Origin of the sequence: Spirosoma sp. KCTC 42546 (genome assembly GCF_006965485.1) — a bacterium.
Lineage (GTDB): Bacteria > Bacteroidota > Bacteroidia > Cytophagales > Spirosomataceae > Spirosoma.
On sequence record NZ_CP041360.1, the window covers coordinates 3,547,061 to 3,563,751 of the forward strand.

The following is a 16,691-nucleotide window of genomic DNA, read 5'->3' on the forward strand; positions in this document are numbered from 1 at the left end:
GGTCTATACAGGTTGAATTAAGGTTTGCAGATATGTCTTTAGTTGCTCCGGGCTGAGAATGAGTACGCCAGGATTTTGTTCGCCAGCTGCCAGAGGCATGGCTGGATAATCGGCGGTAGTGGGATCCTGAATGATACCGATGCCTCCAAATGAACGGATACGGCCAATGCCATCTGCCCCATCGCGGTTAGCGCCACTGAGTAAAATGGCCGTGGCTCGATTTGTAAACACGCGGGCTACACTCTCAAACGTAACATCAATAGAAGGCCGACTGTAATGAACGGGTTCTGAATAATCCAGGCTAAACGTTTCGTCGGTTTCGATCAGGAGGTGGTAGTTCTGGGGGGCTAAATAAACATAGCCTGGTCGAATGGGGTCTTTGTCATTGGGTTCGCATACAACATTGTTAACAGGATCACCGAGGAATAGTTTATGCAATTCACTGGGCGTATTTTTTAATCGGTGTACCACAAGAATGACCGTACTTCTGAACGGTTTTGGCAGCGCCTGCAATAGATCGGAGATAATCGGAATGCTGCCAGCCGAGCCGCCAATCACTACGATATCGATGGGGTCAGCAGTTATCATGTTTTACGTCGATAAATTCGGTTAGGCAAACTGATGGTTTCAAACTGCGTGCGTACATCCGCCATTTGAATTGATTCCTTCGTGCCGATAGCCAGATACCCCAGCGGGGACAAACTGTCGTGAAACAGTTGGAAAACGCGGTTTTGTAATTTCCGATCAAAGTAGATCAGGACATTCCGGCAGCAGATCAGCTGAAATTCATTAAATACCTGATCAACAGCCAGGTTGTGCTGCGCCAGTACGATATTCGTCCGGAATTCTTTTCGGATAATGGCATGCTCGTAGCGGGCAGTGTAGTAGGACGAAAATGCGTTTTTACCTCCCGATTGCATGTAATTTTCGGTGTAGGCCTTCATCTGCTGGAGTGGAATAATTCCTTGACGTGCCTGTTCCAGATTAGCCGGATTCAAATCGGTCGCATACAAGCGGGAGCGGTCCAGTAAGCCAGCTTCGGCCAGCAAAATAGCCATCGAGAACACTTCTTCGCCGGTGGCACAGCCCGCGTGCCAGATTTTAATGACTGGATAGGAGGCCAGTTTGGGAAGTACTTTTTCGCGGAGATCCCGATAAAATAGCGGATCGCGAAACATCTCCGTTACGTTGACCGTCAGCGCCTGGAGGAACCAGTCAAAAAATGAGTTGTCATTTGTTAGGCTATAGGTTAGTTCATAAGCTGTTTTCAGGCCAGCCTGTTGCATACAACGAACCACCCGACGCTCCAGCGAGGTGCGTGCATAATTGCTGAAATCATACCCATATTGCCGGTGAATAAGGTGTACGATTTGTGTCAGCTCATCTGCCGTTAGGATGGAGTGATGGCTCATTGGGTTATTTGGACAACCAGACGTGCATTAAGGAGAACAACTGGCTTTTATCTACGGGTTTAGCAATGTAATCGGATGCTCCTGCCTCAATAACTTTTTCACGGTCGCCGGGCATGGCCTTGGCTGTCAGGGCAATAATTGGTAACTGACTTAGGCGCAGGTCGTCACGAATCCGTCGGGTGGCTTCGTAACCGTCCATCTCGGGCATCATGATGTCCATTAAAACGATGTCTGTGTCGGTATGCTGTTGGAGCATCTCCAGTGCTTCCCGGCCGTTATCAGCCGTTATGACGTGCATATGGTATTGCTCCAGCAGCGTACTCAGGGCGAAAATGTTGCGGATATCATCGTCTACCAATAACACTTTCCGTCCCTCCAGTTTGTGGTTCGTCAATTCCACATTGGGTTGGGGGAGCAATTTCTTTTTATCCTCCTGAACTTTGTAGAGGAACAGCTCCAGTTCATCCATAAGCCGGTCAATCGACTGCGATGATTCGCGGATCACGACATCCGACAGTTTTTTGAGTTTCAGTTCGTTAGCAGGGCTTAGGTCATCATCAATGTAAATAATCACCGGCATTGTAGTGGGCATCAGCACTGACCGTAGCTGACGGAGTTCTTTGATACCGTGTTTCAAATCATGTCCCATATCAACGATTAGGCAGTCGTAGGTCTGCTCAGCAGCTTTTTGGACAACTTCATCGTTTGTCAGTACGTACTCACAGTCCAGCTCGAGATGACGCTGTTCGATCACATGTCGGAGAGCATCATCTTTCAGGAAATTACCTGATTGAACAAGTACTTTTTTAACCTTTCCGCTCAATTGCGTCCCAATCAGCGTGAAAATCTGCTCTAAATCAGTGGCGCTAACTGGTTTCTGGATATAGGTAAGGGCACCATCGCTCGGAAGACGAAGATCATCCATGCCCGATATAATGTGTACCGGAATCTGCTTCAGGGCTTCATCGCTTTTCAACTCCGTCAAAATCGACCAGCCGTTAACCACCGGGAGCTGCATATCCAGAATAATGGCTGCCGGTTTGTATGTGCGGGCAAGTTTCAGCCCTTCGTCACCCCGGGTGGCTAGAATTGTTTTGTACTGGCGACTCCGGGCAAAATCACGGACAATCCGGGCGAAGATTGGGTCATCTTCAATAATGAGCATTACCTGATCATCTTTCTGAAGTATATGCCGGTCGTCTTGTTCCTGAATACTAACGGGCTTTTCTGCCGAACGAGCTGGCTGGGTTGCGATAGCAGCAGCCTGATTACTGGGCTGTGATATTGAGATTGGTAAGTCGGTTTCGGAAAGCGGCAGAATAAGCGTAAATGTGCTACCTTTTCCGGGCTCGCTCTGGAGCTGAACTTCGCCGTTTAAGAGCCGGATCAGTTCTCGGGTTATGGAAAGCCCCAGGCCTGTGCCGCCATATTTTCGGCTGGTTGAGCCATCGGCTTGCTGAAACGCGTCGAAAATCAGCTGTTGCCGATCGGTAGGAATACCAATGCCGGTGTCGGCCACGGAAATAACCAGTACCTGCGCGGCCTGGGCCAATGAGGAGTTGGTTAGTTTTAGGGGCGGTTTTTCGATTCGGAAGGAGAGGGTTACTGATCCTTTTGGTGGGGTAAACTTGAAGGCATTTGACAGTAAGTTTCGAATGGTCTGCTCCAGCCGTTGTTTATCCGTTCGGATTGTTGCTGGAACGGCTTCGTCTATCTGCGTATGTAACGAAACGCTTTTTTGTTCCGCAACTACGCTAAAGAGTTGCTGTAAATCATTGACAATACTGCTAACGGCCACCTGCTCAAGCTGTATGTCAACCTTGCCGGCTTCAATCTTTGATAAGTCCAGAATATCATTGATCAGTTGGAGCAGATCGGAGCCTGACTTATGAATCACATTGGCATACTCTATTTGCTTATCGGTTAAATTGTTCGGCTTATTTTCGGCCATCAACGACGCCAGAATCAACACGCTGTTGAGCGGAGTCCGTAACTCATGCGACATATTGGCCAGAAATTCTGACTTGTACCGACTGGCTTCTTCCAGTTCACGAGCCTGGCTAATTAAGGTTTGCCGGGTAATTTCAATGGCCTCGTTTCGTTCTTCCAGCTCGGTATTGGTCTGGCGCAGTTCTTCTTCCTGAACCCGTAGTTCTTCTTCCGAAGCCTGTAAGCTTTCGGCCTGAAGGGTTAATTCCTCATTTGTCTGTCGTAACTCTTCCTGTTGATTCTCCAGAATGGCCTTCTGTTGTTGTACCTGCTGGAGTAATTGACTCATCCGTTGCCGGGCCTGAACGGTACTCAGGGCAATGGCAATATCGCTGGCTACATCGATTAAGAGCGTTAAATGGTTATTGGTACTGGGTTGAAAAAAAGCCAGTTCCATGACTCCCTTTAATTCATTACCATACCATAACGGTACGCAAACTACCTGTCCTGCAACTGCCTCTCCAGTACCCGATTGGATAGGCCAATACGAAATTGGGACATCGTTGATCACGGAGATTTCGCGCCTGGTAGCTGCCTGACCTACCAGATTTTCGCCGAGCGCATACGATTTGGGCGCAGTAGCTGGTAGTGCTACAGATGCACTTAGTTTCAATCTTGGCTCATCGTCCTGTTCGTAGCATAAATAAAAACCCGCAGCGGGGACACTTAGGTATTGACTGATGGTCTTAATTGACTGTTTTGCTACAGCATCAGGGTCCTGAAGATTTTGGAGGGCTTCGTTGAGGGTTGTTGTGCCCATGAGTACCCAGTTCCGGTTATCGCTGGCCAGATTGAGCTGCTCCAGTTCGTTGACGTTGGCATGGAGCTGATCGGCCATTTCCCGGTGGCGTTTAAACTCCTGGGCGTAGAAATAGGTAAGGGTTAAGGCTACTATAAAAAGTATTACTGTTGCTCCAACAGCTCCTTCGGTAAGCATCTTGATTTGAGCCCTCATCTTCTCCTCCCGCTGCGCTAACGCCTGCTGAGTATCGCGGAGTAACTGATCGAGTTGGTGCCGACTCATGTTTAATTGTCTGGCTTCCAGCTCCGTCAGCTGTCCGGAACGAGTTGCTTGCTCTGGACTACTACTGTTATGTTGATTACTCCAAAGTTGAATTAGGCCCTGCATGGTTGCTTCGAGCCGGCGTAATTGCTGAATTTGACGAGGAGATTCGTCAGCTTCTGATTTGAGTTTAGAAAAAATATCGATGACTTGCTCCTGCATCGTTGAAAAATCTAGCATGGAGACCTGATTATGCGTAGACAGGAATGTCCGATGCTCTAATTCGGCATCATCGAGCAATTTTTCCAGGAGTATAATTTGCTGGATTTGCTGGTTTTTGCCCTGTGCCCAACGGGATTCTTGTCGCTGGTCCTGAATAGTATGGAAAAATAAGATGCCAATCAGGGAGCCTGCCAGAATAAGAAAAATACTACCCAGATGTAGCTTATTAATAAACGAAATAGTCATGAACCGGTAAAGTCAATAGATATAGATCGCTGTGGATTACCGGCTTACCTGTTGGGTAAGGATAAGCCGAACACAGCGGTGATCGCAGGGGTATACTAGTGGATAATCCTTGTGGTTAATTTGCTATATATCAGCTGATTGTTCTGAATTATCTAGTGTTGACTTTAATGGACAGACTGAGTATAAGTATATTTATGGGTTGTTGTTGTGTAAAGATATTCAATGATTGGTAATATTATATTGATTATTATTAAAAATAAGTAACTTTTGCATAGTCTCCTACCGCTAAGTATATAGTAGGTAATTATCCCTATACATACACCACCGCATACTTCTTGCCGGGCAGTGAACGTACGAATCCCCGGAACTCCAGATTAAGCAGGAGCGAGGCCAGCCTCCCCATCGGTATCTGACTTTTCCAGCTTAGCTCATCAATATGAATATCGTCTGATTGCCGTAGCAGGGCCACCACCTGGCTTTCCTCTTCGGTAATATCCACGGGTAGGGGAGGCATCGATTTTTTTCTCGGATTAGATTCTGTAGTTGGACTGGATGGTAGGTCCCAGTTCAGCGTTTCGATAATGTCTTTAGGGCTGGTATAAATCTGCGCTTTGTTTTCCCGAATGAGTTTATTGCAACCCGCCGAAAAAGCCTGATTCAACTGACCGGGTACGGCAAACACTTCGCGGTGGTAATTATTGGCATATTCGGCCGTAATGAGGGCCCCACCTTTGGCGGCTGCTTCTACCACAACGACTACATCGCTCAACCCCGCAATGATTCGGTTACGGGCCGGAAATAAATGTGCATCAGGTTTGGTGCCCGGCTGACTTTCGGTAAGCAGGCCACCAAGCAATTGCATTTCCTGCGCTGTTTTCTGGTGCACGTTCGGGTAAACAATGTCTAATCCGCTGGCCATGACTCCTATAGTGGGTAAGCCATTGGCGAGACTGGCACGGTGGGCGGCAATGTCGATCCCATAAGCCAGACCGCTAATTACATTGACGCCTAAGGGCGATATGGCTTCGATAATCTCGTTGGTAATCCGTCGGCCATAGTCGGTAGCCTGCCGAGTACCGACTATGCCAATTGTACGCAGATTATTCAGATTACCAGAGCCCTGAAAATAAAGGAGCGCGGGTGCATCATAAAGGGATTTAAGCCGGGTTGGGTAGGCTTTATCTGTATAAAAAAGGGCCGTTGCACCCATTTTCCCAAGGCGATTAACGACCCGTTCGGCTTCTGTCAGTACATCTGATTTCAGAATGGCCCGGGCGGTAACTTCCCCAATTCCGGGTACTTTCATGAGCCGGGCCAGCGGTGAACGGAGTACATCCGTTGCTGAGCCACAGTAACTAATCAATTGCCGAATGAGAATGCTGCCTACGCCGGGAATGAGCGTCAGGGCAATTTGGTGCTGGGTAGAGGTAGACACAACTGGGTAAATCGAATTTGTAAACAAATAGGTAAGCAATGTTGACTTTGCAAGCTTACTGATTTCTGATGGGAAAAGCCAGTTTTAGCATGATTCGGTCAAGAGAAGGGGCCTGGTTTACTCGTGTTGTTTTTATGTTTTTAATCCTTCTTTAATGTTATTGATCTGGTAACATTCACTTCATATTCAGGTAAATCTAGAGCGGTTCCTTTGTCATTTAAAATTTGCCATCAACCCTCTGCTTATGATTACGAAAAGAATTCTACTGTCTTCAGCGTCCCTTTTTGCTTTGGTTGCTTTATCTGGCTGCAATGATCATCGTGCACCAGACAGCCCTGCCATTACAGTGCAGAATCGTTCTGTTACGCCCGTATTGGCTAAGTTACTGGTGAGTTCAGCAGGTGGACGAGTTAGTGCCGATGGCCTAAAGATGTATTCACTGCTCAGTAGTGATGATCAGCTGGAACAGTCGCCGAACTATGTCTTTGGTGGCTCCGCAGACGGGGCGGGGATTTTCCAGAACCCGGATGGAAACTATACCATTCTGGTCAATAATGAAGACAATTTCGCTGTATCCCGAATTACACTCGATAAGTCGTTCAAACCTGTTAAAGGCGAATACGTACTTAACTCAGACGGAGGTACATGGCGTTTGTGTTCGGCTACATTAGCTACACCGCTTGAACATGGTTTTGGTCCGGTTTTTCTAACCTGTGGCGAAAGTGGTGTGGAGTCACGCACACACGCACTGCGAGTTGATGCCGATGTTCAACAGGCGGCTATATCTCGTGAAGTGGCAGGGTTAGGTCGGTGGAGTGCAGAAAATGCCTTGCCCTTACCTAAAACAGCGTATGCTGGTAAAACCGTCATTGTTATAGGAGATGATGATTCGGATGCTAATGGTGGCCAACTGGCAATGTATATGTCAACTACGGTTGGCGATTTGGAAAATGGCTCGCTATACATGCTGCGACGGCCCGATGGTAACCAACGGGAAATGGATATGAATCCAGGTACAATCTATGACGTTAATTTTACGAAAATAGACAATCATAAAACGCTGACAGGCGCTCAGATTAATGCCCAGGTAAATGATCTGAAAGGGATAAAATTTGGTCGGGTTGAAGACGTAGATTACCGGAAAGGGGGTGGTGCTAATGGCCGGGAAGTATTCTTTGCTGTAACGGGTCAGGCTACTACTGGCGTTAATGCCGATTATTCACGCTCGAAGTACGGTCGTATTTATCGCCTTACGCTGGATGCCAATGATCCAACCAAGGGTAAACTGGAGGTTATCCTGAATGGCGATGATCGCACGGGTATTGCTAAAACATTCCAGGACCCCGATAACGTATGCGTAACCACCAACTACGTGTACATCATGGAAGATCCCAATGAATATGGCGATGAAACACATGATTCGTATGTTTATCAGTACAACATCAATACAAAACAACTGACGCCAATTATTGAACTGGACCATCGCCGGACCGAAGCTGATGCCGCCAAGTATAATGTGGGTGGGACATCAAAATTCGGCTCCTGGGAGAGTAGCGGTATGATTGATGTTTCGGATGTAACGGGTCGACCAAATACCTTTATGCTGGGTATACAGGCGCACACATGGCGGGGCGATAAGTATAAAGCCGTTGATGGAGGAACCAAACGTAGAGACGAAAATCAGGCCAGTCAACTCATTCTGATTGAAGGGTTGCCCCGGTAAGTAGCCATACAGCGGACGCCTGGCCAACCTAGTTTATGGCCGGGCGTTCGTGGTATAGTCAGCTGTCTTTCTCTACATAGTATCTCTATGCTTTCCAGCCAACACCCCCCTCTGTCATCAATTAATTACACTCGCTTCAACCCCAAATGGCTTTTTTTGCTGATTGGGGTAGGCTCATTAGTGGGGACTATAGCCTTTGAATTACTGAGTAATCCCAAACGGACGTCCGCTCAAATGGTGAAGCAGGCATTTATGCAGGACATTAACGATCTGGACAGTGCAGTTAGTCATTTACAGTGGGACATCAAGGCCCATCGGTCAGCGTTGATTATCCAAACGTCTTTTCGCCGGGCACGTCTAGCGTATAAACGGACTGAATTCCTGTCAGCCTATTATAGTCCCGAAACAACTCGTGCGCTCAATGGTCCGAATATTCCTGAGGTAGATGACGACCTTCGGGTAAATGCGCCCGAAGGATTTCAGGTATTGGAAGAACAGTTATTTCCAGTAGTCGATGAGGTTAATTTGGCAGAAGCGCTCATACAGGCGGCTATGTTACGCTCCAATGTAAACCGACTGCGTAAAATTTCAGAGAATAATGAGTTGACAGATAGCCATGTTTTTGATGCGATGAGGCTCGAAGTGTTTCGGGTTATTACCCTGGGTATTACCGGTTTCGACTCACCCGTTGCGTTTAACTCCATGCCTGAAGCAGCCAGTGCGCTCGAACGCTTACAACAGCAACTGGCAAATTATGAGCTTGCTAAACGGGATGCGTCTCTTGCCGAGCGACTCAATCAGGTTTTTGATAAGGCCATCTATACCGTCCGGTCTGCACGCGATTTCAATACGTTTGACCGGCTCGGGTTCATAAACCAACACGCAAACGTACTAAGTGGCCTGTTGCTGGATGCACAAAAGGCGCTGGCTATTCCTGTTTTTACGGAGAGCCGATTACTGGAGCCGTTTGCCCGTACGCTTACCGACTCAGGGGTTTTTAATCCTACGTATTTTATAAACTTCAATGAGCAGCAGCCAACTCCCGACCGGGTGGTCTTGGGAAAACGTTTATTTGTTAATCCAGTCCTATCGGGGCATCGGAATCGTACCTGTGCCAGTTGCCACCAGCCAGATAAGGCGTTTACAGATGGCGAGTCAACAAGCCTGGCGCTGAGTACTGATAATCGGGATTTACGGACTCATCGAATCCCTCGAAATGCGCCTACACTCCTGAATACAGCTTTACAGGCAGTACAATTTGCAGATTCACGCGTTGTTTTTCTGGAAGATCAGGCGAGTGATGTCATTCAGAATCAGCAGGAAATGCACGGATCGTTACCCGAAGCCGTGAGGGCGTTAAAGCAGGACTCTGTTTACAGGGCGTTGTTTGCCAAATCGTATAAAGAGGGCGTTACAGAACAGACGCTTAAAAATGCCATTGCTAGCTATATTCGCTCACTCACCAGCCTAAACTCGCGTTTGGATGCTTACTTTCGCGGCCAGACAATGGCATTGACCGTAGAGGAAAAACACGGATTTAATTTATTTATGGGAAAGGCTAAGTGTGCTACCTGTCACTTCTTTCCGCTATTCAATGGCACTGTTCCGCCCGGCTATCAGGAAACTGAAAGTGAAGTGATTGGTACACCCGCCACCATAGACGGCAGACAGATAGACCCGGATGTTGGCAAATTCATGATGACCAAACGTGAGCCTCATCGCTACGCTTTCAAGACACCCACTCTTCGTCATGTTGCCCAAACTGCACCGTACATGCATAATGGTGTGTATCGCACCCTCAACGAAGTTATTGATTTCTATGACAAAGGTGGAGGTAATGGCCTGGGATTCAATCTTCCCAATCAAACGCTTCCGTTCGACAAACTGAATCTGACAGGGTCTGAAAAAAAAGCATTGGTCGCATTCATGAAGGTTTTGTAGGTTTTATCAGTCGCCGAATTGTCCTTACAATAGTCCTCCTCTAGAGCTTATCCTGGCTGCTACAAGTAAACCACTTAATGAGCGTTTCAACAAACTAAACTTGAGCGTTTCAACAAAGCGGACCGGAACGATACTGCCGAATTTTGTCAAAAAAATAAAGTCGAAGAACATGACTAAAGTTTGGTTTATTACCGGTAGTTCCAGAGGGTTAGGCCGTAGCCTGACAGAAGCCGTACTGGCAAAAGGTGATCAGGTAGTGGCAACGGCCCGAAATCCGGAAGCTCTGCATGAGTTGGTTTCCAGCTATCCTGATCAGATTTATCCAGTCCAGTTGGACGTTACCAATAAAGAGCAGATTCGCTCAGCGGTTGCCCATGCTATGGCGCAGTTTGGACGCATTGATGTGTTGGTGAACAATGCTGGTTTTGGGATCATTGGTGCTGCTGAAGCGTTTACGGATGAGCAGGTGCGCAGCCAGTTGGAAACGAATCTGTATGCTCCAATCGACCTAACTCGTGCTGTATTGCCCCATATGCGGAATCAGCGTTCCGGGCATATTTTGCAGATTAGTTCAATAGGGGGCCGGGTAGGTAATGCAGGGTTAACCATGTATCAGGCTGCCAAATTTGGCCTGGGAGGTTTCAGTGAAGCGCTGGCTAAAGAAGTAGCCCCCCTTGGTATCCGTGTTACCTGTGTAGAACCCGGTGGTTTCCGTACCGATTGGGCAGGTGCCTCCATGAGCTTTGCCCCACAAGTGGAAGGGTATGAAACAACGGTTGATCAGCGGGCCGATTTCATTAAAGGTGGCTTTTTTGTACCAATGGGCGATCCCGATAAGGCTGCGAAGGTGATGGTCAAACTGGTCGATAATCCCGAGCCACCCGTTCATTTAGTATTGGGTAGTGAAGCCATCGGTCTTTTAAAACAGGCTGATGTGGCCAGGCAGGCGGAGATGGAGAAGTGGATGCCTGTTAGTCTCTCCACAGATCACGACGAAGCCACCAATTTCCTGGAGACAACCCTGGGTCAATCCTTCACAAAAGCGTAGCTATTGTTGTTTGACCGGATCAACAAGATTTACAGGATGTATAGTAAAAGAAAATCCTGTAAATCTTGTTAATCCTGTCAAAAACTGCTAAAATCTATAGCGTTATGCGCACGTTAGGAGACGATAAACAAGTACCCAAAATAGTCTATTCCTGCTACTTCACCCGGAGCCGGGAGGGCGAACAATTCGTGCCGGAGCATGTTTTCAGCTATCAGATAGCCGGAACGCTCTTCATGAACGACGGCCATAAAGACTACACCTTTAAGGAAGGGGAGTTTAGAATTAACCGGAGAAACCAACTGATTAAATTTGTTAAACAACCACCCCCGGATGGCGAATTTAAAACCCTGTCCATCTATCTGGATCAGGAAACGTTGCGCAAGTTTAGTCTGGAATATGGCTATACGGGGGAGCCGCACCAGGAGGGCGATCCCATTCTTGAACTAAAGCCGAATGCGCTTTACAAAAGCTTTATGGACTCGTTACTGCCGTATCTGCAACAAAACCAGACCATTAATGGAAACCTGCAAGCCATAAAACTGAAAGAAGCGATTTTGATTCTGCTACAGGTAAATCCCGAATTGAAAGATATCTTATTCGATTTTTCGGAGCCTGGGAAGATTGACCTGGAAGCGTATATGAACAAGAACTTTCACTTCAATGTGGAGCTTCAACGCTTCGCCTATTTAACCGGAAGGAGCCTGGCTACCTTTAAGCGTGACTTTGAAAAAGTATTTCATAGTTCGCCCAGCCGCTGGTTACAGCAGCGAAGGTTGCAGGAAGCCCATTATTTGATTAAAGAAAAAGGGAAAACTCCTTCAGAAGTGTATCTGGAGCTAGGCTTTGAAGATTTATCTCACTTTTCGTTTGCCTTCAAAAAAACATACGGCGTAGCACCGTCAAAAATTTGATATCCGTATACAGTGATGTCAGATTCTTATAATCAGTATTGTCCGAAATGTTTTTTCTTGTCGATTTGTTTTAAGTCTAAAAACCAATGAACACCGCCAAATTACCCGTAAAAACGCTGTTAGGCTATTTGCCGGATGAGGTGCTGGAAACATTAGCCCTAGACTATCAAGTCGATAAACACGTCAAAAAACTCCGCGGAGCCCTGGTTTTTAAGTTATTGCTCTATGGCGTTCTGACCACCAATGAGTTGAGTCTGAATGTACTTATGGCCCTGCTGGAAAAAGTGGGCATTCGCCACTTAATCGGCGTGGATGCTCACTTTACCACCAAACGAAACTCCTTAGCCGACCGGCTGGCTCAACTCGATTGTGGCTACCTGAAGGCTATTTTTAAGCAAGTTCTCAAGTTGGTCAACCAGCACTGGCCCACACCCACCGTCCAGGGCTATCAACTCCATCTGGTTGATTCAACCCTAGTGGCTTGTTCAGCCAAACTCTTGGGCCTGGGTATTCAACTGGGCCGTAAAGCCAACGATGAAACCCATCGTTATAAGCATATCAAATTTAGTATCGGCTATGATGGCTTAAAGCCCGAAACGATTCGATTTTATGATCAACAAACCCATGCCAGCGATGAAACACCCCTCAAAGAAACCATTGAATCGCTGGCTTTCTCGGCCAAAGATGTAGCCGTTTTTGACGCTGGGCTGCAAAATCGACTCACCTTTGAGCAGTTCAATAAGCCCCCTGAGGAGAAACGTTTTTTTGTTACCCGCATCAAAGCCAACAGTCGTTACCAGCTTCTGGCTGAGCAGCGTATAGATAGCTCGACCGACACACTTGTCTTAGAGAAGGAGTCGTTGATCAAGCTCTATACGAGTTCGAATCGACTCCTTACGGACTCATTTCGCCTGATTAGTGCTCACCTACAAGACAAACCTGAGCAATCTTTGCTGTTTTTGACCAGCCTGCCCGATTCGCTCAGCGCATTGGAGGTGAGTCAGATTTATCGACAGCGTTGGCAGATCGAGAAATTCTTTCGGTTCATCAAGCAGCAGATGAATTTTTCTCATTTTCTGTCCCGATCCTTTAACGGGATCAAAATCATGGCGTATGTGATGCTCATTGGCGCTATGTTGATTGGGTTATATGGTCGGTTTAATGATCGGCCTGGGTTCAAGATCAACAAATTGCTGTTTGTCTATGAACTCGAAGCTGATCTGGTCAAAACACTTATTGTAGCATGCCACGGGGAGCCAACCTTACTGGACGATGCCTTGAAAAAACATTTCGGACAATAATGATTCTTATAATCTGACATCACCGCGAGAAAACCCTAAAGGGTGTCACTGCTGCTCTCTTTCTTGACTGTCTGTGGCTTATCCAGTCCATCACGCAGTCGTTCCATAAATGATTTGATCCGCTGTAGTTTATGAATGTAGCGAGCGTTTTCCTTACGTCGTTCATCACGGGCTTTCAGGAACTCGCGGGCACCGGGGAGGGTGTATTTCTGTCGGTCAATCAGGTCCAGAATTTCGGTCAGATGGTCAATGTCGGCCTGGGTGTAAATACGGTCGCCGGAACGGTTTTTCTTGGGCTGGAGGGTCGAGAATTCTTTTTCATAATACCGAAGTTTCGAGGCATTGATCCCGAACATCTCGGCTACTTCCTTTATCCCGTAATACAGCTTGCTCCCGTTTTCCATACCGCAAACTTGGAAACCTAACTGAATAAACGCAAGTTTTGGCGTAATTTTGCTGAATTAACTCAGTTTGAGGTTTGTAGTTCGAGGATTGAAGTTGGCTGGTGCATTGGTGATTCTCGCGTTAGCCAACTCCAAACCTCGAACTACAAACTTCAAATTTCAAACGGCCTACAACCGCCATAAAGATGACCTCCCACGAAATACGTCGACATTTTCTCGACTTCTTCCGCTCTAAACAACACCTGATTGTTGCTTCGGCTCCGCTTGTTGCCAAAAATGATCCCACGCTGATGTTCAATAACTCGGGCATGGCGCAGTTCAAAGATTTTTTCCTCGGTAATGGTACGCCCCCATCTAAGCGCGTGGCCGATACCCAGAAGTGTTTGCGGGTATCGGGCAAACATAACGACCTGGAAGATGTGGGTTTCGATACTTACCACCACACCATGTTCGAGATGCTCGGCAACTGGTCGTTTGGGGATTATTTCAAAAAGGAAGCCATTACCTGGGCGTGGGAGTTGCTGACGGAAGTGTACAAACTACCGAAAGATCGGCTGTATGTATCGGTTTTTCAGGGCGATGAGAAAGATAATGTGCCTTTTGATCAGGAAGCGTTCGACCTCTGGAAACCCATCGTCGGCGAAGACCGCATCATCTACGGGAATAAGAAAGACAACTTCTGGGAAATGGGCGATACGGGTCCATGCGGTCCCTGCTCTGAGATTCACGTCGATTTGCGCTCGCCCGAAGAGGTAGCTGAGAAACCCGGTAAGGACCTCGTCAACGCCGATCACCCGCAGGTTGTCGAAATCTGGAACCTGGTGTTCATGCAGTTCAACCGCAAGGCGGATGGCTCACTAGAGCCGCTGCCTGCCCGCCACGTCGATACAGGTATGGGCTTCGAACGCCTGTGCATGGCCATTCAGCAAAAACGCTCCAACTACGATACGGACGTTTTTTCCGGCACCATTCACGTGATCGAAGAACTATCGGGCCGGAAATACGAAGCCGGCACCAGTATGGCCGACGTAGCTATGCGCGTTATTGCCGACCATATCCGGGCTGTATCCTTCGCCATTGCCGATGGACTGGTTCCCTCGAATGCCAAGGCAGGTTACGTCATCCGGCGAATTCTGCGCCGGGCCATTCGCTACGGCTATTCGTACCTGAACCTGACAGAACCCTTCATGACCAAACTCGTGCCTACCCTGGCTATGCAGTTTGCGGATGTATTCCCCGAACTGAACGCCCAACGTGATTTCGTGGCAACGGTAATTCGGGAAGAGGAAATTTCGTTCCTGCGGACGTTGGGAACGGGCTTGGGTCGTCTGGACCAGATCATCAGTGACCTTGACGGTAAGGGAACAAAAGAAATTCCAGGCGAAACGGTCTTTGAATTAAACGACACCTTCGGCTTCCCTGCTGATTTAACGGCGTTGATCGCTCGCGAAAAAGGCCTGACGATTGACGAAGCTGGTTTCCAGAAAGCGCTTCAGGAGCAGAAGACCCGGTCGAGGAAAGATGCTACATCATCGGCAGGCGACTGGATCGAACTAGCCGAAACCGACCGGGTGGAATTTGTTGGCTACGACCAGCCGGAAGCCTATGCGCATATTGTGAAGTATCGCAGGATTCAGAACAAGCAGGGTACGCAAGTACAGGTCGTGCTCGACAAAACGCCATTTTATGCTGAATCGGGCGGTCAAATTGGCGATACCGGCGTTCTTGAACTCTTCAAAGGCTCGGACCAGATTGGCACATTGACTGTACTGGATACCCGGAAAGAAAATGACCTGAGCATTCACATTGTTCAGGATACAACGGGCATTGACGACTTGATGACAGAAGCCGATACGGTCTATGCTGTTATTAACACCGCCCGTCGCGGCCTGATTGCCAGTAACCACTCCGCTACGCACTTACTCCACTCGGCTTTGCGTGACGTTTTAGGGACGCATGTAGCGCAGAAAGGTTCATACGTTGGCCCCGATGCCCTCCGCTTTGACTTCTCACACTTTGCCAAAGTGACCGACGAACAACTGGCTGAAGTGGAACGAATCGTCAACGAGAAAATCCGGGAAGATATCAAACTGGACGAGAAACGAAACGTACCTATCGAAGAAGCCAGGCAGTTAGGTGCAACCGCCCTGTTCGGTGAAAAATACGGTGATTTCGTGCGTGTCATCACCTTCGATCCCAACTACTCGGTCGAACTCTGTGGCGGGACGCACGTACCGGCAACTGGCCACATCGGTCTGTTTAAGTTCACGGGTGAAGGCTCGGTGTCGACAGGTATTCGTCGGATTGAGGCCAAAACCTCGGCAGGTGCCGAAGCCCTGGTGAATGAGCAGATGGCGGTAGTTTCTGAATTGAAAGATCTACTGAAAGCGCCCAAAGATATCGTTAAAGCGGTGCAGGCTTTACTCGACGAACGGACTGCTTTGCAAAAGCAGGTCGAAGCCCTTCAAAATGAGAAGGTGCAACAGTTGAAAAACCAGCTTTTGGATAGGGTGGAAGTTGTCAATGGTCACTCCCGCCTTGTAGAACGGGTGGACGTTCCCTCTGCCGATGCGCTGAAACAACTGGCGTATGATTTGAAAGCAAAAGTCGATAATCTGGCCGTTGTCCTCGGAGCTGATATAAATGGCAAACCCCAACTGGCTGTTATGCTTCCCGACTCATTGATTCAGGGCAAAAACCTAAATGCGGGTCAGGTGGTAAAAGAGCTGGCTAAAAACATCAAAGGCGGTGGCGGTGGACAACCTTTCTTCGCCACAGCGGGCGGTACGGATTTGTCAGGACTGGATGCTGCGCTGGCGCAGGGGAAAGAATTGCTAGGGTAAACGTTAGAGGCTATTATGTAGTTTTCAACTTCCCGAAAGTTGAAAACTTTCGTCTTATGCTTATTTCACTTTCCTGGATTTAATTAAAACTGAATCGATTTTTTGTCATTCCGACGCCAGGAGGAATCTCAAGCTTAACCATTGCGAAACTTGAGATTCCTCCTGGCGTCGGAATGACAAAAACGGTTTTACCGTCTTCCCGAAAGGCTTTAA

Annotated in this window: 11 protein-coding genes; 6 read left to right on the forward strand and 5 right to left on the reverse strand. The window is 47.8% G+C overall.

All coding sequences use genetic code 11. The features are described 5' to 3' along the window. Positions 1-3: 3 nt before the first annotated feature. The 4 genes from EXU85_RS14440 to dprA all read right to left on the reverse strand — a co-directional run bounded on the left by EXU85_RS14440 (position 4) and on the right by dprA (position 6,307). Complete coding sequence (locus tag EXU85_RS14440; RefSeq protein WP_142772764.1) at positions 4-588, reverse strand: chemotaxis protein CheB; 585 nt, start codon at positions 586-588, stop codon at positions 4-6. Beyond that, positions 585-1,412, reverse strand: a complete 828-nt coding sequence (locus tag EXU85_RS14445) for a protein-glutamate O-methyltransferase CheR (RefSeq protein WP_142772765.1) — start codon at positions 1,410-1,412, stop codon at positions 585-587. The genes EXU85_RS14440 and EXU85_RS14445 overlap by 4 nt, the downstream gene beginning before the upstream one ends. Positions 1,413-1,416: 4 nt before the next feature. Next, positions 1,417-4,872 (reverse strand): response regulator, encoded by a 3,456-nt coding sequence (locus tag EXU85_RS14450; RefSeq protein WP_142772766.1) that lies wholly within the window; start codon positions 4,870-4,872, stop codon positions 1,417-1,419. Positions 4,873-5,182: 310 nt separating this feature from the next. Further along, a complete protein-coding gene (gene dprA / locus EXU85_RS14455; protein ID WP_142772767.1) occupies positions 5,183-6,307 on the reverse strand; it encodes a DNA-processing protein DprA in 1,125 nt (374 codons plus the stop codon). A gap of 244 nt (positions 6,308-6,551) precedes the next feature. Here dprA and EXU85_RS14460 point away from each other — a divergent pair, with 244 nt between their 5' ends. From EXU85_RS14460 to EXU85_RS14480, 5 genes are all read left to right on the forward strand, one after another. After that, on the forward strand, positions 6,552-8,030 hold the full coding sequence (locus EXU85_RS14460; protein WP_142772768.1) for a hypothetical protein: 1,479 nt from the start codon (positions 6,552-6,554) through the stop codon (positions 8,028-8,030). Between the two features lie 87 nt (positions 8,031-8,117). Next, complete coding sequence (locus EXU85_RS14465) at positions 8,118-9,971, forward strand: cytochrome-c peroxidase (protein ID WP_142772769.1); 1,854 nt, start codon at positions 8,118-8,120, stop codon at positions 9,969-9,971. A gap of 169 nt (positions 9,972-10,140) precedes the next feature. Beyond that, the gene (locus EXU85_RS14470; protein ID WP_142772770.1) at positions 10,141-11,019 is read left to right on the forward strand and encodes an oxidoreductase; all 879 of its coding nucleotides are present in this window, start codon (positions 10,141-10,143) and stop codon (positions 11,017-11,019) included. Positions 11,020-11,123: 104 nt separating this feature from the next. Then, positions 11,124-11,930, forward strand: a complete 807-nt coding sequence (locus EXU85_RS14475) for an AraC family transcriptional regulator (protein WP_142772771.1) — start codon at positions 11,124-11,126, stop codon at positions 11,928-11,930. Positions 11,931-12,016: 86 nt separating this feature from the next. Next, positions 12,017-13,231 carry an IS4 family transposase gene (locus EXU85_RS14480; RefSeq protein WP_142772772.1) on the forward strand — a complete coding sequence of 405 codons (1,215 nt, stop codon included), beginning with the start codon at positions 12,017-12,019 and terminating at the stop codon, positions 13,229-13,231. 35 nt (positions 13,232-13,266) lie between these two features. Here the strand turns inward: EXU85_RS14480 and EXU85_RS14485 are convergent, their stop codons facing one another. Next, complete coding sequence (locus EXU85_RS14485; protein ID WP_142772773.1) at positions 13,267-13,635, reverse strand: MerR family transcriptional regulator; 369 nt, start codon at positions 13,633-13,635, stop codon at positions 13,267-13,269. A gap of 185 nt (positions 13,636-13,820) precedes the next feature. On the opposite strand from EXU85_RS14485, the gene alaS reads away from it, so the two are divergent. Further along, positions 13,821-16,478, forward strand: coding sequence for an alanine--tRNA ligase (alaS, locus tag EXU85_RS14490; protein ID WP_142772774.1), 2,658 nt, complete (start codon positions 13,821-13,823; stop codon positions 16,476-16,478). Positions 16,479-16,691: the final 213 nt, after the last annotated feature.